Below are 22,108 nucleotides of genomic sequence, written 5' to 3' on the forward strand. Positions count from 1 at the left end.
TATGCTGCCGTGTCTCCTGTTTCCGCCTGCAGCATGATTCCCCGAAGCGCCTGCCATTGTTAGACTTAACTACGAAATGAACACTCCCGCAGACCATCCCGAATCGAGCGAATCTTTTTTCCGCCAGTTTTCCCAGTCGGACCGTAAGATCTACGGATACATCCTGGCGCTGGTGCTCGATGTAGCAGCTGCGGAAGATATTTTTCAGGAGACGTGCGTGATCCTCTGGAAGGAATATCCCCGCTATGATCCGGAACGGAGTTTTCTGAACTGGGCATACGGCATTGCCTTTAACCAGATCCGCAAGTACCGGCGGACGTTCCAGAACCAGCGACTGATTTTCAGCGATGCGCTGGTGACCGTGCTGGCAGAGGATGTGTCCCAGATGGCAGAAGAACAGAGCGAACGTCAGCTGGCACTCACCCGTTGCCTGGAGAATCTGTCCTCCCCCGAGCGGGATCTGCTCGATTCCTATTACGGCGATCGACAGACCGCGGCCACGCTGGCTGAACGGGGGAACTGTTCGGTGCATGCGATTTACAAAACGATTAAAAAACTGAGGCGGGCGCTGCACGAATGCGTCAGCCGTCGACTTTCGAGTGAGGCTTCATCGTGACCCAACCCGATCCTGACATCCGCGAACAGATTCTGGAACTGGCCGACGCCCAGTGTGCGGGCATCATCACGGAAGACGAACTCGCTGCACTGGAAGGTCTGCTCACCGCGCATCCCGAGTATCGCCGCGAATACCTGAATTACGTTTTCGTGCACATCGGACTGGCGGGAACCGCCCAGGCGCGCGTGTTGCAGGATCCCGAAGCTGAATTACCGCTCAGCGTCAAACCTGCCACGGACAATACAAGCGAGCCCATCGAACGGGGCTACCTGGTGATGCTGATCCCGATTGTCTGTTCGGCGATCTGCCTGGGTGCGGTGGGTATCTTTCTGTTAATGGGTGATTTCCAAGGGCTGTGGGAACCGGAGATGGTTCTGCAGCAGCGTTCCAAATATTACTTCGATGACAGCGCCTCACCGCCGGAAGAAATCGCCAGCGTCAACCAGGTGGCACGGGCCCGCTGGGAACTGCTGGGGAACAGTCCGGCTGTCACCGATCGCTTCCAGCCGGGCACGGTCAAAGTGACGTCGGGTGAAGTCGAGTTTGCCTTTTCGGGCGGTGCAGACATTAACGTGGTCAGCCCTTCCCTGTTTGGCTTTGAACGGAAAGACCAGGGAACCCTGTTTTCCGGCAGCGTTTCGACGCAGCGTTCTGATCGCAAGGCGCTCTTTCGGCTGGAGACGCCGAGCATCGAGTTGATCGACCAGGGGACAGAATACGAAGTCAGTGTGAATGAAGCGGCTGAGACGTTCGTGCATGTGCTGGACGGCCAGCTCGCGGTCAAACCCCGCGGTCGGCTGCCGCGCTTCTACTGGAACTTCGATGAAGCGCCCCAGACCGCGCTGTCCGATATGTTGAACCAGAGTCCGGTTCAGGCCGGAAAGAACGCGCTGCGGGTCCAGGGACTGATCGGACCGGGAGCCATTCAGTTCAACAACCGTCCCGATGCGAGTCTGCGGCTGGGGAACGGCGGCGGACAGGAAGTAGGAACCGGCGATTATGCGGTCTCGACAGGCATCACCATCGAAGCACTGGTCGTTTCGGACTGGAAAGCAGCGGAGTCGCCTCAGACCCGGGCTCCCTTTGATTACGATGAAATCTTCCGCAAGGAGGATGGCAGCTATCGGATATTGCTCAGCTTTCAGAATGATGACAAAGCGGGAATCACACAGATTCCGCAGGTGGGTGATGGTCCCTGTCTCTCGTTTGGACTCTATCTCTCCGGGCTGGGTTACAGTGAACTGGACATGCCTCTGGACGGGAAAGAGGGCCGCCCCACGCTGGCTGAAATGCGTGATGGTCAGCCGCACCATATCGTCGCCACCTATAATGGCTGGACGGGTGAGAAAGCCATTTATATCGACGGCATCATGCGGATGAGCCATCGCTTCCCGGTGGGGACGATGATCATCAGCGGCGGTGCAGCGCCCGCAGTGATCGGAAACCTGATCTCAGCACAATCGGCTACTCTGGTGGGCCGCGAACCGTTCAATGGCGTGATCGACGAAGTCGCTTTCTACGACTATGCCCTCAATGCTGGCACGATCGCGACCCATTTCAGTCTGTTCAAAGCGGGCAAAGACTATTTCGACGGCCAGTTTCTGGACATCCTCCGCCAGGAAAAACAGGAAGATTACCTGTTAATCCACAAGGGACAGAAGATGAAATTCTCCGCGGAGACGGGCAAGCCGGTGCTTTAAGCCGCTGCAACTCTGCCGGGCTCACTCATCCAGTGAGCAACCCTTGGTTTCCTTAATCGTGAGAATGATGCAGAAGGAGATCGCAGCGATGCCGGAGAGGTACCAGGCGATGGCCAGTGGATTGCCGGTTGCTTTGACCAGCCAGGCGGCGACCATCGGGGCGGTCCCCCCGAAGATGGCGAAGGGGATATTATAACTGATGCTGGCGGCACTCACCCGCACACCCCTCCGAAAGAGTTCGGTGATCGTCGCGGGAATGGCGCCGGCAAAGCAGGCGACGAGGACAGCGAAGCCGATCTGGCCGGTGAGGATCATCGCGAAATTGTGATGGTGCATCAGGCGGAGCAGCGCGGGAGAGAGGATCGCGACACCGGCGGAGCCGATGAGCAGCAGTGGTTTGCGTCCAAAGCGGTCGGCGAGTATTGCGGTGATCGGGACCAGCACGGTGAGGGCGGCCATGCTGAGCGTATTAATGTCGAGGGCTTCCGCGCGGGTTTCGCCAACTTCCTCGACCAGCCAGGTCGAGAGGTAGATGAAGACGGTGTAAAAGGTGACTGCGTTCATCATGTTGAGTCCGGCGGACTGCAGCATTTCCGTGCGGTGTTCGGTCCAGGCTTCCTTGAGCGGCGAACTGGGTTCCTGTTCGGCCAGCTCTTCCGCCAGGGGTTGATCGGGAATGCCATGCCGAATGAAATAACCAACAAAGGCGACCAGGACACCAGCGAGGAAAGGAATCCGCCAGCCCCAGCTCTGCAACTGGATGTCGGTCGTGAAACTGTTAATCAGAGCACCAACGGCCGAGCCGAGCAGGATGCCACAAGTCGCGCCGATCATACTCCAGGCACCGAAGAAAGCCCGGCGGTGCGGTGGTGCGTGCTCGACGAGGAACACGAATGAGCTGGTGTATTCGCCGCCGACAGAGACGCCTTGAATCATGCGGAGCAGGATCATCAGGATGGCGGCAGAGATTCCGATTTCGGCATGGGTGGGCAGGAGTCCGACGAGCATCGTGGGGACCGCCATCATCATTACGGACAGGGTGAGCGCTTTCTTGCGGCCGATGCGGTCGCCGATATGTCCGAAGAGGACGGCACCCACCGGTCGCATCAGGAAGCCGGCGGCGAAGGCACCGAAGGCGGCGATCAGCGAGGTGCGGGCGTCTGCGGCGGGAAAGAAGAGTTTGCCGATGGTGGGTGCGAAGAAGCCGTATACGGCAAAGTCGTACCATTCGAGAATGTTCCCGATGAAACCGGCAGCGAGCACGCGCGTTTTGTTGCCTGCGGTTGCCTCTGCATCGATTTCCTGTGCCACGGTCGACATGAACGATTCACCTTCTGTATTGGGGTTGCAGCAATAGCGTTCTCTATCCAGGAATTTCAAACCTTATGAATTTCAGCTGGGGTACGGTTACTCAACAGGCGCTCCAATATTTAAATAGAGATCAGGGTATATATAAAAGTAGCACAGCACAGAAACCTCATCTGGATCGCCGATTGTTGAATAAATCTGACGGACTGCGAGGTGAAACGTGTTACTGGATTCTGCCAGTTCAAATACTGGAAAATAGAGATCATGAATGAGCCACATGCGATCAAATGCCAGGCCTGACTGCTCGCCCTTAAATGCGAAAGGAACCACGATAAAGAACGATGACACATAGACACAGCACCCTGTCAGGATTCCAAGAATTAATTTGCGAATCATAAGGATTGTACCGTGCCAATGAGACCGTGGGCAGTATTTTGAAGCGTCGGTAGTTTATGTGATTCGAATTGGTGGGGGAATATTGATTTCAGGGTCTAGACGCAATGCCTGTTCGAAATTGGTGAGTTGGAATGGTACGTTACCGTTGTGATTTTCTACCACGAAAAGCACGAAAGACACGAAAATTCTGATAGGGACGATCAGGTGTGTTCGGTTGTCGGTGACTGGTAAGTTCGGTTGAATTACCGTCGACCAACGTTTTGGGGCTCAGGGTTGGGGATCTGTTTATCGTTTCGACCTTTTCTCTGTCAGTTTCCTGCTCGCTGCGCTCGGCCCGATTTTAATCGGGCTTACCCGTGATTCTTGAAAGGAAATAGCATTGTGTGAGCAGCGTTGGTCGAACCAACTGTGTAAGTCGGCGGGTTGGTGTGCTGGTTCCGAGTCGCTCGATTGCCCTGGGACCTCTTGTTGCCTGCGGTAATCTCGGATTGTATCCGCGACCGCCCCGCCCCTGGATTTTTTCTTTTTTTGATTGACACATTTGTAGCACTGGCTACAATATCGGAGTATATGTAGCCCTGGCTACATTTTGCCGCTCACTGATTTGTAGCCTTGGCTACTTTTCAAACACGCCTATTCTCCTGCCCTGTAAAGGTTTACCGTAATGAGCTACCCGCCTGCCCGACTGTCCCGCCGGGGTTTTACGTTGATTGAACTGCTGGTGGTGATCGCGATTATTGCCACGTTGATTGCCCTGCTGTTGCCTGCAGTTCAGCAGGCGCGGGAGGCGGCGCGGCGGAGTCAGTGCAAAAATAACCTGAAGCAGCTGGGGCTGGCGTTACACAACTATCACGACACGCATTCCTGTTTTCCCGCGGGTTATTATTCGTATGGAACCAGCGATGGTTCGGGGCCGGGCTGGGCGGAGATTGATGCGAATACCTGGGATGCGGCACCGGGCTGGTCCTGGAGCATGATGCTGCTGCCTTACCTGGACCAGGCGAATGTCTATAACGCTCTAGACGTGAACCAGCCCTGCTGGAACCTGGCGAATGCGGGGGCTGTGCAGACAAAGCTGCCGGTCTTTCTGTGTCCGACCGCTTCGGGCGGTGATGAGCCGTTCCTGGTGCGGGACGGAGCCGGCAGTCCGCTGTTGAAAGGGGGCGCGCAGCTACTGTTCGGTCGGTCGCATTATGTCGCCAGCCACGGTCAGGAATCGTGCTGGGGGGAATGCGGGGCGAGTACGACGGGCGTGATCTTCACGGATATTTACACCAAGACAACCAAAACGGTGACGATTAACGGCGATGCTTCGAAGGTGGCAGATGGACCGTTCTTCCGTAATTCACGCACACGGATGCGGGACGCCACCGATGGTCTCTCGAATACGATTTTCCTGGGCGAACACTCTTCGCGACTGAGTGATAAAACCTGGGTGGGTGTGGTGCCGGGGGCGTTTACGCATCCCCAGTTTTCGACACCCGAAAACGGACCGGACGCCGCGGCGACACTGTCGCTGGTGCATGCGGGACCTTCGGGAGGCGAGCTGGACATCACCGGGTTCCCGATTATCCATCCGGTGAACTTTCCGACATACCATGTGGGGCAGATGTATTCCGAACATGTGGGGGGCGGGCATATCTGTCTGGGCGATGGTTCGGTGCGGTTTGTTTCTGAAAACATTGATCTGCTCCTCTGGGCGTCGCTCTCGAGTCTGAACGAGGGTGAATTGATTGGGGAGTTTTAACATGCCACGTCGAATGTTTTTCTCACTGGTGGTGTTGCTCTGTGGAAGCCTGCTGCTGTCCGGCTGCGGGTATCCGGAGGTTTCGCCGAAGACGTATGAACTTTCCAAGGCCCTGTATTCGGTCTGTAACCAGAAGAGCACCGAGCGGCTGGTCAAAGTGCAAGCGCTGATTCAGAGTTCGCTGGAGCAGGAAGAGATCACCTCGCGGGAGGCGGACTGGTTGAACGAGATAATTAAACAGGCGCAGGAAGGCGAATGGGACGAGGCATTGCGGGAGTCCCGACAGATCATGGAAGATCAGGCGGGGCGGTGAGCTGGTACCGCTCGGGGGGTGAGAGCGGTTCGTGACTGGAATTGTTTACTACCACGAAAAACACGAAAGACACGAAATTTTCTGGTGGGTGTGATTTACCTGTGATGGGTTGAATTACGGGCGGCTTGTGTTTTGTCGCCCAGGGTTGGGACCTGTTGATTCATTCAACCTTACACTGTCAGTTTCCTGCTCGCTGCGCTCGGCTCGAATTGCATTCGGGCTTACCTGGTTATGTGATCGGAATGGTGCTCGCCACCGGTGAGTGGGATCAGCGCTGGAGATTAAACCGGTGGCCAGGTAGCGTTTCTTAATTCGGATGCTATATACCAAAGACGTTTCAACCGGGGCTAACGCCCTGCGGCTAATTTTCTTTTCTGCTGCAGAAGTCCTGAAACAAGAGCAACAGCATACCCTCGGCCACGGTGGATACTTACATAGCTAACGCTGTCGACCTTATGATCACGTAGAAAACTATTAAATAAACGCTACCTAGCGCCGTGCCGCTCAGGGTTGGTTGGTCAACTTTGTTCCTGCGAGGGATTGACCGATCTGGATTCTCGCCAGGCGGGCGGACACGTGGGTCCGCACCTTACGAAGAGGGTTGGTGGGCTGGATCTCAATTGAATCATTGTGCTGTGACCTCCTGTTGTCTGCGGCAATCTCGGATTGCATCTGAGACCACCCGGCGCGCTTTTCATTGATCGCTGCTGGCGATTCTCTCTTTTCACCGGTGTTGAATAATCACTGGTTTTATTTTCTCTGTCCTCGCTGGTGCCGATGCGTAGGATTTCTGTTTGTGCTGTTTTGGGATCGCGTTGCCGGTGCCGGGTCGTGTTTCTGAATTCAGATGGCAGATACCAAAGTCGTTTCAACCGGGGCTAACAGATTGCTCTGGTTGGGAGCGTTTCTGAACTTAGCTTCGATGCGAGGGGAGCATTCTCATGGAAAGAACCTGTTTTGTTTTCTGGATGATGCAATTGCTGTCGGGCATGGTTTTGTTGTCTTGTCATGCTGCTGATTCTGTTGAAGGGCACGGGGGAGTCAAGACAGAATTTTGTCCCAATGTGGCCGGATTTTGTCCTGGTGTGTCCGGGATTTTGTCTCAGTCTGGCCGGGGTTTGTCCGCAAGTGCCCTGCCCTGCGGGCGATTATTTCGCAGGGGTGCGCAGTGTTCCGGTGAAAAGCAGGTGAAGAGTGCGGGGGTTGGTGGTGCAGATGTGAGAGTTGTGCGGGAGATGCAGTGCTCAGAAGACGCGCCTCGCGCGCGAGCCAGATGGGAACCAGGATACGATTTGGAAGGCGTGGTTCAAGGTCAGTCTGTTCAGGCGGTGGTGGATTTTCAGTGGGAGAGGATGCTGGATCGCAGGTGGAGTTCTTTTCTACCACGAAAGGCACGAAAATTCCTGGTAGAGACAATCACCTGTGTTCGATTGTGGGAACTGGTGAAGTTGGTTGAGTTACCGGCGGCTAGCGCCATGCCGCTCAGGGTTGGGGGCCTGCTTCACCATTCGACTTTTGCACTGTCAGTTTCCTGCTCGCTGTGCTCGGCCCGAATTTTTCAGGTTTCACTCCGGCCCCATTCGAATGCGACTCTTGATTGTTCTCTGCCAGGCGGGCGGACACATAGGTCCGCACCCTACAATGAGGGTTGGTGGGCTGGTTCAGGATCCCGAGTTTGTGCTGCGACCTCTTGTTGCCTGCGGCAATCCCGGATTGTATCCGGGCCCCCCCAAGGTACGTAATACAGAAGTTGATCAGCGAGTTTCGGGGCGGAACTGTTTTTGCCAGGCTTTGGGTTTGACGCTGATGTCGGTGTTGTCTTTGTAGGATTTGCGGAGGTCGGTGAGTTGGGTTTTGAGCTTGTTAATCGTGTCCTGGTAAGCGGGATTGCCGTACTGGTTGGTCATCTCCTGGGGGTCGTTCTGCAGATCGTAGAATTCCCATTCGTCGAATTCGTAGAAGCGGATCAGTTTATAGCGGGGAGTGCGGATGCCGAAATGTTTGGCGACTTTGTGGACGCTGGGGAAATCGAAATAGTGGTAGTAGAGGGAATCGCGCCACTCGGGGTTTTCCCCTTTAAGAAGCGGTACGAGCGAACGGCCCTGCATGTCGTCGGGGATGTCGGCACCGGCGATGTCGAGGAAGGTTTCCGCGTAGTCGAGGTTCTGGACCAGGTTGGTGTTGACGGTGCCGGGCTGGGTGACGCCGGGCCATTTGACGATCAGCGGCATGCGGAAGGATTCTTCGTACATCCAGCGTTTGTCGTACCAGCCATGATCGCCGAGGTAGAAGCCCTGGTCGGAGGAGTAGACGATGATGGTGTTTTTATCGAGTCCGGTTTCCTTGAGCCAGGCGAGCATGCGGCCGATGTTTTCGTCGACACCTTTGATGCAGCGGAGGTAGTTCTTAATGTAGCGCTGGTATTTCCAGCGGACGAGATCTTTGCCGGTGAGATTCGCTTTGCGCAGGGCTTCGTTTTTGGGATCGAAGGCAGCGTTCCAGGCTGTGAGCTGTGCGGGTGTCATGAACTGCAGATTGCGGAAGCCGGATTTGTCGAGCGACTTGCCGGCGTTGGGATCCCAGCCTTCCAGCCTGGGACCGAAGTTGTCGTAGACCAGGTTCATGTAGTTTTCGATGGACATCTCGGCGTGCCGGGCCGGGCTGGCGTTGTCTTTCCAGTCATCGAAGAGGGTGCTCGGCTCGGGGATGGTGATGTCGTCGTAGAGATGCAGATGGCGGAGCGCGGGCATCCAGGTGCGGTGGGGCGCCTTGTGCTGGCACATGAGCATGAAGGGTTTGCCGGAGTTGGCGTTCTGCTTGAGCCAGTCGAGTGCCATGTCGGTGACGATGTCGGTGCAGTAGCCTTCGATGCGTTCGCGTCCCTGGGCGGATTTGAATTCGGGATTGTAGTAGTAGCCCTGCCCCGGGAGGATCTTCCAGAAGTCGAAGCCCTGGGGATCGGAGGTGAGGTGCCACTTACCGATCATGGCCGTTTTGTAGCCGGCTTTCTGCAGGAGTTTGGGAAAGGTCTGCTGATCGCCGTTGAAGCGGTTGCCGTTCCGCATGAAGCCATTGATGTGGCTGTGTTTGCCGGTGAGGATGACGGCGCGACTGGGTCCACAGATGGAATTCGTGCAGAAGCTGTTCTGGAAGAGCATGCCTTCGGAGGCGATTTTGTCGATGTTGGGCGTCGGGTTGATCTTTGCCAGCATTCCCTGGTAGGCACCGATGGCGTGAGGCGCATGATCGTCGGTAAAGAGAAACAGGATGTTAGGTCGATCAGCAGCATGAGCCAGCGAAGAGAGAGCAAGACTGCAGAGCAACACGAGCGCGCGAATCATGAAAGCACCTATGGGTTAGATCGGTATCAAAATTATGGAGGCGGGTGTTTTCAGGATAGCGGCTGGCGGGGGCAGATGCCAGTCGATATGCGGCGGGAAGCCGGGAGGGAATTTGTTTGGGAGATTAAGGAAATACGTCAGTCGGCGGGGTCGTCATCCCCCTTGAGGACGATGGCCAGGAACATGGGAATCAGGATGATCAGGCAGAGGCCAAAGAAAATGGCGTAAGCGGGAATGTCGGGAGTAGCGAAGATGAAAATCGTCATTCCGAGCTGGAAGAAGAGGTAGAGGAGGAACGCCAGACTGGCGAGACCAATGCTGATGAAGAGCGTGAGATGCAGAATTCGTTTGCGGCGTTGCATGATGATAGCATTTGAATTGACTCAGGAAGTGACGGTCTCCACAGTTTCCGGTTCGGGCTGGGGAGCGGAGGTTTCTTTGAGCAGTTTGAGGGCTTTGATCAGACGATCCTCGCTGTTGGCATCAGCGGTAAAGAGCACAAGCATCGCCAGAGAAACAGGATCTAATTCCCTGTTGAAAATAAACTGGCCAAGTAAAACCAGGGCGAACAGCCCCATGATGAAGTATTTTCGAATCAGATCTTTCTTCAATGTCTTGAGAAATAGATCAAAAGGCTGTTCCTGAAGCATGATTTGTTTCTCCCGTTTGTAAAATCGGTCTTCGTGCCAAACTATGACGATGAATCGTGCTATTTCTAATTCTATCCATTGAAGCTTCCGATTTACAGGAGAAGTCAAATGTGAGGCGGAGTTTAAGAAATGTCTCCTATTTGGGCTCATCGAGAATACGAACTTTGAGCATCACGTATTGAAAGAGTTTCTGCTGAAATGCAGGAGGGATACAAATGAGTAAGGTCTGTTCGTCTTTCAGACTGGATGTAACAGTAATACTCCTGCGAATGACCCGGGGGATTTGAATGGTCCTTTCTTTTCCAGCGATCTGGGTCGTGTATAAGTTGACATCCACAATCTGGCTCAGCTCGATCAGCCCTCTGAGATTGACTTCGGAACCTTCGTCCGAGATGACGGTCCGGAATGTGAGGTTTCTGCCATCGTCAATGACTTTTATTTTGGGTTTGAGTTCCGCATTTTCATTTTTCTGGAGTCCAATGACAAACGGACGCTGGACGATGTCGGAGACAGAGGCACGTTGCCCGTTAAACACAGTTACCTTGGGTGCATACAGCAGATTGCTGCGCTCATCACTCTGTGCCATGCGAATAAAGTGGGTTTCCTGGGCTTTCGTCAATACAGCGACGCGCACCGGGATAAATTCTTCGACAATCGCACTGGCCTGGACAAGCGGTTCGTTTGAATCTGTCAGACTTTCAAATTGCGTGCGAGATTCGGGCGCAACATCCGCTTCCAGTGCACTCCATGTGAAATTCGACCGGGCAACAATATCAGCAGACAATTCTGCGAAACGGGTTTCCAGCGAGATCTGTCCCAGGCCGCTCTGTTTCCAGGCACGGAGTTGCTGCCCCAGTTCTTCGTGGAGAAAACTGGATGCGTAAACGACGAGCCGATTTTGCTTATCGTACTTTGCATAAGCCTGCTCGGCTGACTTTCCAACGGGCCAATACTTATTGTTTTTTATTTTCAGAAGGAAATCGATGTGTCCCAAGAGGTACTGGCGGGACTGTTCTTTAGAAATCGAGCGTTCCTCAGATATTTTCTCGATCACTTGATCGACTTTAATTTTTTGCGTGTAAAGCGGCTCAAAAGTTGTATTGGATACAGGCTCGGGCAAAGGGAGTTCCGCAGACCAGTTCGGTTGGCGTTCATATCCCCCCTGCTGCTGTTGCTGGACGGTGGAATCATTTACATCCGCCAGCCCGGTCGCAGCGCAGAGGGTGATGACGATGATGACGGCTGTTGTGTGCAGCGGGTGGACTTTTACTGTTGCGCTACGGAGTGCCTTTAGCCGGTTGGCCAGGGACCGTTTGCGGAAGGGGGACTTCAGAAATCCGAGGAGCGAGACGGGGAGGGAGATGCGCCAGCGGGAGCCGGGATCGCGTTGTGCGAGTGTGAGCAGGAGCTCGCTGAACTCGCGGGAAGGATCAGAGTTTGTATCGTGGTCCTGCTGTTCTCGCCAGCGGAGGACCATGGCATCGCGGGACTGTTCGCGGAGGCTGCTGTAACGGGTGGCTGCCAGCCAGTAGAGGGGATTCCACCAGTGGAACAATTTCAAGCCGAACAAAAACCAGTTGACCCATAGGTCCCGCCGCTTAAGATGCGCCAACTCGTGAAACATGATGAGCTCAAGTTGACTGTCGCTCAGCTCTGCGAGATCGGTGGGGAGCAGCAGTTTTGGATGCAGGGCTCCCATGACGGAGGGCTGGGATATGTCGTCTGTAACAATCACCGGAACAGAGCGGCGAAAATAGACCTGCTGACAACAAGTATTCCAGAGTCGCAAAAGTCGTAGATCTGTGGAAATGGGAAGACGATTTATTTTTCGAGTAAACTGCCAATGTGTGACCAGCATCCGCGTGAGAATGAAGAGGGCTCCGATGAACCAGAATGGCGGGAGGATCCGCAGGAACCATTCGAGAAAGGAAATAAGATAATCCAGAAGTGTTTCGGTGAAACTGACTTCAGGGGGTTTGGGTTCCGGGAACTGGATTTGATGCATGGGGGGGACATCTGCCATGGTCGTCGCGTTGGTATCAATCATCGGCCAGGGTTCGGGAGCATAAGCATCACGGGGCGGTTCAGCGGGGGTCGATTCTTCCATGAATTCCACGAACAGATTCGTCAGGCTGTAGGAACTCTCGGGAGCATAACCATAGGGCAGGGCAAGTCGGATGAGGACCAGGGCCCAGAGCAGTCCCATCTGGCCGGCGGTCAGCCATTTTCGTGCGAAGAGGTTGATTAACAAAACGAGACCCGCCAGCAGACCGGCGATCATGGTGGGGATGATTAACAGTTCCAGGATTTGATCGGTAATTTCAACATAGAGATCTGAAGCCAACAGGAATCCATTCATGTTCAACGTTCCTTCTCATCGAGTATGCGGCGGAGTTCTGCGATGTCCTGTGCAGAGAGTTTTGTATGTTGCATGAAGTGAGCGAGGAGCGGGCCGGGTTCACTTTCGAAGACCCGGTCGAGAAAGGCACGGCTGGCCTGTTTGACGCAGGCCGAGCGTTTCGCTCGAGAGCGGTAGACATAGCGGTTGCCCTGCTGTTCGAAGGTGAGTACCTCTTTTTTGACGAGGCGATGCAGCATGGTTTTGATGGTGGCCGGGGCCCAGTCAGTCTGGGCGGACAAGCTGGCGACAATCTCCTGGGCGGTCAGCGGCTGGCCGTCCCAGATGACATTCATCACCTGCCATTCGGCATCGGAAATGGAAACCTGACTCATATTATGTAACTCCTCGAATATCGTTTACACTTGTAATTAACTACATTTGTAAACGGCGTCAAGAGGAAGCCCATTGAAACCAGGCGGGAATGCAGCCCGTGGAATGTCATGCTAATTCGAAAGAGTGAGCCAGTATCAGCTTATGAATTTCGACGTAAAACTGAATTTTTGGAGAAGAAAGGAATCGATGTTTCAGAAACTTTACAGGTGGTGTGCTTGCGAGCAAGGAGTGTCAGGGCAAGCGTTTTTGAGTCGTCTAAAGTGATGAACAATGCGTGAATGTAGGACAAAATGGGAAGTAATGTCGGAGCTCGGGTTGTGGTCAGGGGGGGAATTCACTACAAAAGAGACGTGGAATTAGTCGCTTTCGCGGGAAATTGTAGTCCCGGGAAGCCGTTAGTTGATTGCTTCAACTCGTCCACCCCGTTTCACACAATGTGCTCCCTGAATCAATTCAGCGCAGCTTTGAAAGGTTCTGTTTGAAGTAAACAGATAACAGATTGTGTCATGAAACTCTGTCTTTCCGGGATCTTTTGAGGTCAGGACGGGAAGGCGGGCCCGCTTTAGCACTCGAGCGAACTGTTTCCTGTGCGCCCCTGTTCCATGTCGGCATGGATCGTCTGCAGACGAATACGTTCATCGTCCAGACTGACCGTGCGGATTCCACTTTGAAAGAGATGTCTGGAGTATTGATGTTAGAGTTTTTCACGAAGCATAAAGCTTCAGTCAAGGATGATGTCTTGTCAGGCCTGACGGTGGCACTGGCACTGGTACCGGAAGCCGTGGCGTTTGCATTTGTGGCGGGTGTTCCCCCGACGGTGGGTCTGTACTCGGCATTCTGGATTGGACTGATCAGTGCGCTGGCAGGTGGCCGACCGGGGATGATCTCAGGGGCGACCGGAGCGATGGCCGTGGTTGTCGTGTCGCTGGTCGCGCTGCACGGAATTGAATATCTGTTTCCCGCGGTGATTCTCTGCGGGTTGCTGCAGATCACGGTGGGCCTGTTGCGGATGGGGAAACTGATCCGGCTGGTGCCTCATTCGGTGATGCTGGGATTTGTGAACGGACTGGCGATCGTAATTGGTCTGGCCCAGATCGGCAGTTTCAAAACACTGGGATCTGATGGAACGATGACGTTTCTGCAGGGCCCTTCAATGATACTGATGCTGGCCCTCGTCGGATTGACGATGGCGGTAATTGTACTGTTACCACGATTTACGAAAGCGATCCCCAGTTCGCTGGCGGCGATTATTCTGGTCTCGGTGATTTCGATCGGCTTTAACCAGTTCGCTCCCGCGGCGTGGAAACCAGCCGGACAGGAAAATGTTGTACAGACGGTCGATGACCTGATGATGAATAACCTGCGGGCGAATGCGGTTCAGGAAGCTGCAGACCAGCAGACCGGAGCGGAGCTGAGTGGTGAGCAGGTTGCGGCTGCTGTTGCTTCTGTCCAGCCGGCTGCGGAACCATTGCCGATGCTGTTCTTCCTGGATTCGCGGTACGTGCTCGCTCCATTTAACTGGGAAACGCTGTGGATCATCTTCCCCTTCTCGTTGATTCTGGCGGGCGTGGGTCTGATTGAATCGCTGATGACGCTGACTCTGATTGACGAAATTACCGAGACCCGCGGAAGCGGTAACCGGGAATGTATTGGCCAGGGGGCTGCAAATGTAGTCTGCGGTCTGTTCGGGGGAATGGGCGGCTGTGCGATGATTGGACAGTCGCTGATTAACGTCAATTCGGGCGGTCGGGGACGGTTATCCGGTGTTGTCGGAGCCGTAGGTCTGATGCTGCTGGTCGTGCTGCTCAAGCCGGTGATCTCACTGGTGCCGATGGCGGCGCTGGTGGGTGTGATGTTTATGGTGGTAATCGGAACCTTCGAATGGAGCACGCTGCACACCTGGAATAAAGTTCCCAAGAGCGATGTACTGGTGATGGTACTGGTCGCTGGTTATACGGTTCTGTTCCATAACCTGGCCGTTGCGGTTCTGCTGGGGATTGTGGTGCAGGCGTTGATCTTCGCCTGGCATCATGCCACTCATATGATGGCGGATATTCACTTCGAAGGGGAAGACAAGAAAGTCTATCAGTTGCACGGTCCGTTGTTCTTCGCTTCGGTAAGCAGTTTTCGCGAGTTGCTGGATCCGGTGAATGATCCGCCGATCGTGGCGATCGACTTCTATTTTTCACGTGTGTATGACCAGAGTGCGATTGAAGCGATCAACAAGATCGCCGAACGCTATCGCCAGGAAGGCAAGTGCCTGCAGCTGCGAAATCTGAATGCAGACTGTCGTCAGTTGCTGGAACGGGCTGGGGATCTGGCCGAGGTGGATATTGCCGACGATCGGCATTATCACATCACAGAGATGATCTAAGAGCATGATTCTGGAATGAAGCGGGTCTCTCGATCCGTTTTATTTCGAACTGGAATTTCGGGCTTTCGTCAGCCAGCGATCGAGCTGGTTGGCGAATTCCTGTCGGTCTTTGGCATTGAAGCCTGCGGGACCGCCGGTGATCTGTCCTTCCCCGCGGAGGTCGTCCATCAGGTCGCGCAGGGCGAGACGCTCGCCGATGTTGGCTTCGGTGTAAAGGGCACCACGGGGGTTAAGAGCCTGAGCGCCTTTGTCCACAACCTGTGCGGCAAGAGGTATGTCAGCGGTAATGACCAGGTCGCCTGGTTGTGCGAGTTCGACAATCCGTCGATCGGCTACATTCAATCCGGGCGGGACGAGGAGTGAGTCGATAAAGTTGGAGCGTGGGACGGACAGAGGCTGATTGGCTACGAGCGTCACCTTGATTTCGGTGCGTTTGGCAGCTTTGAACAGCAGCGATTTCACTTCCGCCGGACAGGCGTCCGCATCAACCCAGATTTGCATTCCGCCTCCTGATGGTGGGGCTATTTTAGTGATAAGGTACAGATGATTCGCCTGTTCGCTTCGATTTCACAGACCATGATTAATCTGATATAACCGGTGTTGAGCAGTTTGACAGTGTCAAACCGGAACGATTAGAATTCGTTTCATCAATTCTTCATTATAGCAACACTTCATTCTCAAGTTGCTGTCAACACTTTTAGCGCCAGGAGTAATCATGAAATACTGGAAGTTGTTCTGCCTGTCTACACTCAGCCTGTGTTTAACTGTCGGATGTGGTGACAGTGCCGGCAGTGATCAGCCCGACCTGGGAACCGTCAGTGGTGTCGTCACCATGGATGGAAAACCGCTGCCCGCCGTGACCGTGACCTTCACCCCGACCGAAGGACGTCCCTCAAACGGCGTTACCGACGAGGAAGGACACTACGAGCTGGGGTATTTACGCGACACACAAGGTGCTGTCATTGGGACACACAAGGTCAGTATTTCCACACCGCAGGACGCACCGACTCCGCCGGGACAGACTTATAAAGATCCCATCCCAGCCAAGTACAACGCCAAGACCACGTTGACCGAAGAAGTGAAAGCCGGCGACAATACGATCGATTTCAAACTGGAATCCAACTGAGCCACTCCTGTAGATCTCCACGATCTGCAAATCACATAAACTGAAGAGCCCGATCGACTTACATTCAGTCGACCGGGCTCTTTTTTTATGGATGGAACTGCGGGCTGGTCGACTTTTCGCTGTCAGGTTTTGGAGTCTCAAACGTCTTACCTCTGGGTAAGTTTTCAGGCCCCAGTCGGCTCCGATTTTATAACCATCGTTAATAAACTCATGGTATCCACTTTTACAATCTGTTAAAATTAGATAAAAGACCATATATATGAACTACAAGCTACGATAAAAGGTTAAATACAAAAGGCTTTGGTCCCGCCGATGTGATTCATCCGAATCACGTACCAACCACCGAAATCATCATTGTTTCCCACAGAGCTCAATCTCATGTCGCGAGGCATGCAGATCTGTTTTGATTTATTATAATTCAGGAGAGATGAAGAACATGAAACGTTTACCTTTGGGGATCCGGTTCAGGTGGAAGCTGGGATTCACCCTGATTGAATTGCTGGTCGTGATCGCGATTATCGCGATTCTGATCGCGTTGCTCTTACCGGCAGTTCAGCAGGCACGCGAAGCAGCACGCCGCAGCACCTGCAAAAACAGTCTTAAACAGATTGGACTGGCACTGCACAACTATCATGAAACCCATGGTGTTTTCCCGCCCGCCTATATCGACAGCGATCCGGGTTTGAACACACCAGCGGCTGCCACTTCCAACCTGAACGGTCTGGGCTGGGCAACCATGATTCTGCCATTCATGGATCAGGCGCCACTTTATAATCAGATTGGAACGCAGACAGCCGGGTTCAAATATAACTGGCTGGATTCTACTCACACCGGTTCTCTGACCAGCGCGATTCCCGCAGCCAAAGTAGTACTGCCGATCTATAATTGCCCCTCCGATCCCATGGGAGGTATCAACACTGATTGCAGCAGTTACGGGAAATCAAACTACCTGGCTTGTGCGGCTACGGGTGCTAACAGCCGAAACGGTGCTTTCTATGTGAACTCGAAAACACAGATGAAATCCATCACCGATGGCAGCAGTAATACCCTGTTCGTAGGAGAACGGACCACGGCGAACGATCCCAGCAGTTCAACTGCCTGTGGTGGTTCCCCCTGTAACTGGGCCGGAGGATTGTGGATTGGTCCCCGGAACTATCCTTCTCCCGACACCTGGCACACCAGTCTGCGTGGACTGGATGTGGCTGTGAACGGTGGTTCGAGTACCATTTACATGATCAATGGATCCAGCATCAACTGGGGTCCTGCCTGGAATGCAGGAAGTACACACGTCGGTGGTGCTCACTTCCTGCTGGGCGACGGTCAGGTTCGGTTCCTTTCCGAGAACATTGACCTGGCAACCTATCGAGGACTCTACACCCGCAGTGGTGGTGAAGTGCTCGGCGAATTTTAATTCTGATCCAACGCAGGATTGGTGTTGAACGATAAAAAACTCGGCCGCTTCTCTCAGGGAAGTGGCCGTTTTTTTACTCACACGCATCCTTACTTATCTTTAATAATTATCGTACAGAACTGTGCAGATCCAACAGTTAGCCAGCTCTTAAATCACATGTCCACACCCCCGTTATTCATGCGATCACACCCTTGCTGATACTTCTATTGTATCGTCTTATATTCTCTATAGTTGAGACTATTCTACACTGGCAGAAGCATCCGATTCCGTATAATAATAGAGCATTGTCATCCTGACTGTGATACTGGGATTTTCCCAGTCATAACGTTGTTTGAGTTACGAGTATTCTCTCTGACGACAACAGTTCTGCACACGGCTGAGCTTATCAATTCGGGCCTCCAGGATGATCTGAATCCATTCATTTTTTTTCGTTACTAGTAAGGATGTAAAGTATGAGACGACCTACGTTCCCGCTCCGATTCCGGTGGCGGCTCGGCTTCACACTGATCGAACTTCTGGTGGTAATCGCAATCATTGCTATTTTGATCGCGCTCTTGTTACCCGCTGTGCAACAGGCACGTGAAGCAGCCCGTCGCAGTACCTGTAAGAACAATCTGAAGCAGATCGGACTGGCCTTACATAATTATCATGAGACACATGGCGTCTTTCCTCCCGGTTACATGGACAACGATTTAAACTTTACCGCGTCCAAAGGCTCCGGTACCGCTGCCAACAACAACGGCATCGGCTGGGGAGCCATGATTCTACCATTCATGGATCAGGGACCTCTGTATAACCAGTTGTCATCCCAGACGAATCAGTTTGGTGAACACTGGAGTGTCAGCGCGGGTACGCTGGCGAAAACCGTTCTGCCTGCTTATGTCTGTCCGTCTGACCCTATGGGTGGAATCAACACCGATAAGAGCAGCTTCGGTAAGTCCAACTACCTGGGCAGCCACGGAACTTCAGCAGCGAATGCGACCAACGGGATTCTGTTCGGTAACTCAAAGACCCGCATCCGCGACATCACCGATGGAACCAGTAATACCATTCTGGTTTCCGAACGTACCACCAAAAGTGAAGGTTCCGGCACAACCGGTTGTGGTGGTTCGGCCTGTAACTGGGCCGGTGGTCTGTGGGTTGGCCCACGTTACACTTCGAGCATGTCAACCTGGCATCCCGGGATGTACCACTTTGATGTTTCCAACTTTGGTGGAGCCAACGCAACTTATCTGATTAACAGTTCAGCTGCAACCTGGGGTGATGACTGGACCTCATCCAGTGCTCACGTCGGTGGCGTGCACATGCTGTTGTGTGACGGTCAGGTTCGCTTCATCAGCGAAAACATCAGTAGTGGCAGCTCTACTTCAACTTACTATCAACTCGTCACCCGCAGCGGTGGTGAAGTCGTTGGCGAATTCTAAACGCCTCTGTTTTATTTGAGATCAAGCGACTCACGATCCTCGATTGTGAGTCGCTTTTTTATGCGCGGTCTCCTGGTGCATGTTGACCACTTGAGAGCATCGTTACGCCCCTCAAACTATTGAGTCAGCAACTTGAGCTCGTCAATGGCCCGACCATGATTCGGATTCAGCTTCAGGCATTTCTCGTATGCCTCCCGGGCGGCCTGCCTGTCTTTCTGGATGCGTTTGATTTCGGCAAAGTAAAACCAGGCCTGAGCGTCATTGGGATTCTTATCGACGGACTGCTGAATCGCTTCTTCGGCTACCACGAGGTTGTCATTGCGAAAACTCATCATAGCTGCCAGTAATGCCATCTTGCCCTGATGATAATCACGTTTTTCAGTGTCGTTCTGCTCGTTGTAAATATTGGCAAGCGTCTCATGGATCTCAATTGTGGGGGACATTTCTGCAACCCGCAGTAAATATTCTTCTGCGGTTTTCAGATCCCCTTTCAGGAGATAAACGCCCCCTTTGAACTGAATCGAATCGGGTTCTTCGATGCCAAATTCATTCAATTTATTTAACAGCAGCAGCATCCGCTCGGGATTCTTACGTTGGAACTCCACTTCGATCATACGCATTATGGTCGCTTTGACCTGCGGAGTTCTGCGATCCCCCATCAGCTCAAAAACTTCGTCGAGTTTTTTCGCCAGGTGATCCATGTCATCCCGATCCAGCATCTGGTTATAGTCTTCAATGGCCTTGGAGACGCCCAGTCGCTTGCTGTAGGGCATAATAAATTCCGTATTGAAATTGAGGGGAACGACATACATCGCCCGCTCCACCTGGTCAGCAGCCTGTTTTGCCTCAAAGTCACGTCCGAGTTCTTCCAGCGCCAGGTATTTCAGAAAACCGAAGTAGAGGGAGTTAGGGGATTCCTTCAGATTACGTTCAACGATCAACAACGCTTCTTCAGTCCGACCGGAACGTAACAGCAGTTTGGCCCGCTGGAAGTCGGCAGGTTGAAAATCGGTATTCTGCAGAAAAGCCTGCTCGGCTTCATCTGGTTTTTCCTGCCGCAGATAATTTCTGCCGATGGCATACAGATAATGTTTGGGGCTGGTAAATGGAACAGATGTGTCCGCCTGCATGTCTTTTAGCTTTTCATATTCCCGGGTGCTTTCTGCCATACGCCCAGTGCGTTCCAGACAGAATGCATAGCTGGATTGAGCGACTGCACTCTCAGGATCCTGTCGGGCCGCTTCGGCAAAACAGTTCTCGGCATAGGCATACATCCCCTGCCCCAGAAAGGCCTGCCCTAACCTGATCCATTCCGGTGCATATCCGGTCTCTGCTTCCCGGGCCAGCTCGCGATATTCTTCCATAATCAGAGAATCAGTACTCTCCGCATTTGGCAGAACGGCAAGCGGACGGGACATCCGCTTGGCAACAAGATATCCACAATAGCCTGTCTCCACGACAAGCAGAATCACGAGCATACGAATGATCTGGATCATGGTTTCACCTCCTGTCCCTGATTCAGCCAGGCAGAAACCCGGCCAATCCGCTGATAAGGCTTTCTCATATTCAGAGCCCCCGCCACCAGGTCTGTTTTCCCATCCCCGTCCAGATCTCCCGTGGCAACGGTAACCAGGTGAATGGGCTCACTGGCGATCTGCCAGGTTTTGAAATTCTGCTTACCATCATTTTCCAGCCAGACGACGCTGGCCGTTGTGGGATCGTACCAGTCATTTGTCATGCTCACCAGAACGACATCCAGGTCGCCGTCAGCATCCATGTCGGTAACGTCGGCCGCATAGGTACCTGCCAGATCCGAAATTCGCTTCAACTCGAATTCCCAGTTGCCCTTGTTCTCGAACCAGTAACAACCATGATAGGGTTGCGGGTAAGCATCCAGGTCTTCCAGGTTATCACCGGCTGGGAGAATCAGATCCTCATCCCCATCCTGATCCAGGTCTGCTTTGACAAGTCCGGCGCCCCCCAGGTCGAGGTTGATCGTGTACCACAAGCGCCGCTTTTTGAATTTCCCCTCGCCCAGATTTTCAAAAGCCCAGAGTTCTTCTTCGTCCTGAGTGACGATCGCAGCGATATCCAGGTCGCCATCCCCGTCATAGTCGGCCACTGGAACGTGAATGGTACCCGGAGCATTTAAGAGTTCGTGATCGCGAAATTTGAAATCGCCCCGGTTCTCCAGCCAGAGAACCCGACCACGATTGTATCCGAATACCGCGACAGCCAGATCGAGGTCGCCGTCACCATCAAAATCGCCCGGCTGCACATCAGCCACACGACGGACATCGTTCAGGATCACGTGTTTGATGTATTTGTCGCCTTGTCGCTCATAAAGTTCAACGCGGCCAATCACCCGATCGTCGGGTGTCAGATTCCCCAGAATGGAAATGACGATATCCTGGTCGCCATCCTGATCGATGTCGACGACGGTCGCATGGCCGGGGGCGGCCAGATCTTTTAACAGGATCTCCTCATCCCAGCCCCCCTGTGAATTCGATCGGAAAACGGAGAGCACACTCTGGGCTGAGTCACAGGCCAGCACTTCATTCTTACCATCCCCGTCGATATCAACAATCTGCACGTTGGTGATCAGGGGCAGCCCGGGTGGGTCTGCCGCCAGCTTCAACGGTTTCCAGGCAACCGGGGACGCGGGATAGGATTTTCCTCCCGAAAAGACTTCCGGTGCCTGCCCCAGTGAGGGGAGGGTAGGTAAAAAGAACCAGGTTAATACCGGGATCAGCACCACCAGTATTAACAGCAGACAAACAGTGACTTTCTGGGACATATAGTTTCGTCAATTCCGTGGATGAAAAATGGAGGGTGGCAGGCCAGAGCGCCTGCAGGATTATTCTAGAACGGGAGGGTGCACTCCGCCATTAAGTCCTTACGACAAAACGGAATGAGACACGAGAAAAAACTGAAAGTTTGCTGAGTTTTGACTAAAACCTGTCTATTT

At 53.5% G+C, this 22,108-nt stretch carries 18 protein-coding genes; 8 read left to right on the forward strand and 10 right to left on the reverse strand.

Annotation, left to right across the window (positions count from 1 at the left end; translation table 11 throughout):
• Nucleotides 1–76 precede the first annotated feature (76 nt).
• Entirely contained in the window at nucleotides 77–616 is a 540-nt protein-coding gene (locus HG66A1_RS27085; RefSeq protein ID WP_145044321.1) for a sigma-70 family RNA polymerase sigma factor, read from the forward strand.
• The gene (locus HG66A1_RS27090; RefSeq protein ID WP_145191651.1) at nucleotides 613–2,316 is read left to right on the forward strand and encodes a LamG domain-containing protein; all 1,704 of its coding nucleotides are present in this window, start codon (nucleotides 613–615) and stop codon (nucleotides 2,314–2,316) included. The genes HG66A1_RS27085 and HG66A1_RS27090 overlap by 4 nt, the downstream gene beginning before the upstream one ends.
• 21 nt (nucleotides 2,317–2,337) lie before the next feature.
• Here the strand turns inward: HG66A1_RS27090 and HG66A1_RS27095 are convergent, their stop codons facing one another.
• A complete protein-coding gene (locus HG66A1_RS27095; RefSeq protein WP_145191654.1) occupies nucleotides 2,338–3,636 on the reverse strand; it encodes an MFS transporter in 1,299 nt (432 codons plus the stop codon).
• 87 nt (nucleotides 3,637–3,723) lie between these two features.
• A complete protein-coding gene (locus HG66A1_RS27100; protein ID WP_145191658.1) occupies nucleotides 3,724–4,020 on the reverse strand; it encodes a hypothetical protein in 297 nt (98 codons plus the stop codon).
• Nucleotides 4,021–4,684: 664 nt separating this feature from the next.
• Between HG66A1_RS27100 and HG66A1_RS27105 the strand changes: the two genes are divergently transcribed.
• Entirely contained in the window at nucleotides 4,685–5,767 is a 1,083-nt protein-coding gene (locus tag HG66A1_RS27105) for a DUF1559 domain-containing protein (protein ID WP_145191662.1), read from the forward strand.
• A gap of 1 nt (nucleotide 5,768) precedes the next feature.
• Nucleotides 5,769–6,080: a hypothetical protein gene (locus tag HG66A1_RS27110; RefSeq protein WP_145191665.1), complete on the forward strand. Its 312-nt coding sequence runs from the start codon at nucleotides 5,769–5,771 to the stop codon at nucleotides 6,078–6,080.
• Between the two features lie 1,754 nt (nucleotides 6,081–7,834).
• On the opposite strand, the gene HG66A1_RS27115 is transcribed toward HG66A1_RS27110, so the two are convergent.
• The 5 genes from HG66A1_RS27115 to HG66A1_RS27135 all read right to left on the reverse strand — a co-directional run bounded on the left by HG66A1_RS27115 (nucleotide 7,835) and on the right by HG66A1_RS27135 (nucleotide 12,804).
• Nucleotides 7,835–9,421 carry a sulfatase gene (locus tag HG66A1_RS27115; RefSeq protein WP_145191668.1) on the reverse strand — a complete coding sequence of 529 codons (1,587 nt, stop codon included), beginning with the start codon at nucleotides 9,419–9,421 and terminating at the stop codon, nucleotides 7,835–7,837.
• A gap of 137 nt (nucleotides 9,422–9,558) precedes the next feature.
• Entirely contained in the window at nucleotides 9,559–9,783 is a 225-nt protein-coding gene (locus HG66A1_RS27120; protein WP_145191671.1) for a hypothetical protein, read from the reverse strand.
• A 21-nt stretch (nucleotides 9,784–9,804) separates the two neighbouring features.
• The gene (locus HG66A1_RS27125; RefSeq protein ID WP_145191674.1) at nucleotides 9,805–10,071 is read right to left on the reverse strand and encodes a hypothetical protein; all 267 of its coding nucleotides are present in this window, start codon (nucleotides 10,069–10,071) and stop codon (nucleotides 9,805–9,807) included.
• 136 nt (nucleotides 10,072–10,207) lie between these two features.
• Nucleotides 10,208–12,430: a M56 family metallopeptidase gene (locus HG66A1_RS27130; RefSeq protein WP_145191677.1), complete on the reverse strand. Its 2,223-nt coding sequence runs from the start codon at nucleotides 12,428–12,430 to the stop codon at nucleotides 10,208–10,210.
• Nucleotides 12,431–12,432: 2 nt separating this feature from the next.
• On the reverse strand, nucleotides 12,433–12,804 hold the full coding sequence (locus HG66A1_RS27135; RefSeq protein WP_145191680.1) for a BlaI/MecI/CopY family transcriptional regulator: 372 nt from the start codon (nucleotides 12,802–12,804) through the stop codon (nucleotides 12,433–12,435).
• A gap of 692 nt (nucleotides 12,805–13,496) precedes the next feature.
• Between HG66A1_RS27135 and HG66A1_RS27140 the strand changes: the two genes are divergently transcribed.
• On the forward strand, nucleotides 13,497–15,179 hold the full coding sequence (locus HG66A1_RS27140) for a SulP family inorganic anion transporter (RefSeq protein ID WP_145191683.1): 1,683 nt from the start codon (nucleotides 13,497–13,499) through the stop codon (nucleotides 15,177–15,179).
• Nucleotides 15,180–15,218: 39 nt separating this feature from the next.
• Here the strand turns inward: HG66A1_RS27140 and HG66A1_RS27145 are convergent, their stop codons facing one another.
• A complete protein-coding gene (locus HG66A1_RS27145) occupies nucleotides 15,219–15,680 on the reverse strand; it encodes a YaiI/YqxD family protein (RefSeq protein ID WP_145191686.1) in 462 nt (153 codons plus the stop codon).
• A gap of 214 nt (nucleotides 15,681–15,894) precedes the next feature.
• Here HG66A1_RS27145 and HG66A1_RS27150 point away from each other — a divergent pair, with 214 nt between their 5' ends.
• The 3 genes from HG66A1_RS27150 to HG66A1_RS27160 all read left to right on the forward strand — a co-directional run bounded on the left by HG66A1_RS27150 (nucleotide 15,895) and on the right by HG66A1_RS27160 (nucleotide 19,140).
• On the forward strand, nucleotides 15,895–16,305 hold the full coding sequence (locus tag HG66A1_RS27150; protein ID WP_145191690.1) for a carboxypeptidase-like regulatory domain-containing protein: 411 nt from the start codon (nucleotides 15,895–15,897) through the stop codon (nucleotides 16,303–16,305).
• 436 nt (nucleotides 16,306–16,741) lie between these two features.
• Entirely contained in the window at nucleotides 16,742–17,716 is a 975-nt protein-coding gene (locus HG66A1_RS27155; protein ID WP_145191693.1) for a DUF1559 domain-containing protein, read from the forward strand.
• Between the two features lie 452 nt (nucleotides 17,717–18,168).
• The gene (locus tag HG66A1_RS27160; protein WP_145191696.1) at nucleotides 18,169–19,140 is read left to right on the forward strand and encodes a DUF1559 domain-containing protein; all 972 of its coding nucleotides are present in this window, start codon (nucleotides 18,169–18,171) and stop codon (nucleotides 19,138–19,140) included.
• Nucleotides 19,141–19,256: 116 nt separating this feature from the next.
• On the opposite strand, the gene HG66A1_RS27165 is transcribed toward HG66A1_RS27160, so the two are convergent.
• Nucleotides 19,257–20,636 carry a tetratricopeptide repeat protein gene (locus HG66A1_RS27165; RefSeq protein ID WP_145191699.1) on the reverse strand — a complete coding sequence of 460 codons (1,380 nt, stop codon included), beginning with the start codon at nucleotides 20,634–20,636 and terminating at the stop codon, nucleotides 19,257–19,259.
• Complete coding sequence (locus tag HG66A1_RS27170) at nucleotides 20,633–21,937, reverse strand: FG-GAP repeat domain-containing protein (protein ID WP_145191702.1); 1,305 nt, start codon at nucleotides 21,935–21,937, stop codon at nucleotides 20,633–20,635. The genes HG66A1_RS27165 and HG66A1_RS27170 overlap by 4 nt, the downstream gene beginning before the upstream one ends.
• Between the last annotated feature and the right edge of the window lie 171 nt (nucleotides 21,938–22,108).

Origin of the sequence: Gimesia chilikensis, assembly GCF_007744075.1 — a bacterium.
GTDB lineage: Bacteria > Planctomycetota > Planctomycetia > Planctomycetales > Planctomycetaceae > Gimesia > Gimesia chilikensis_A.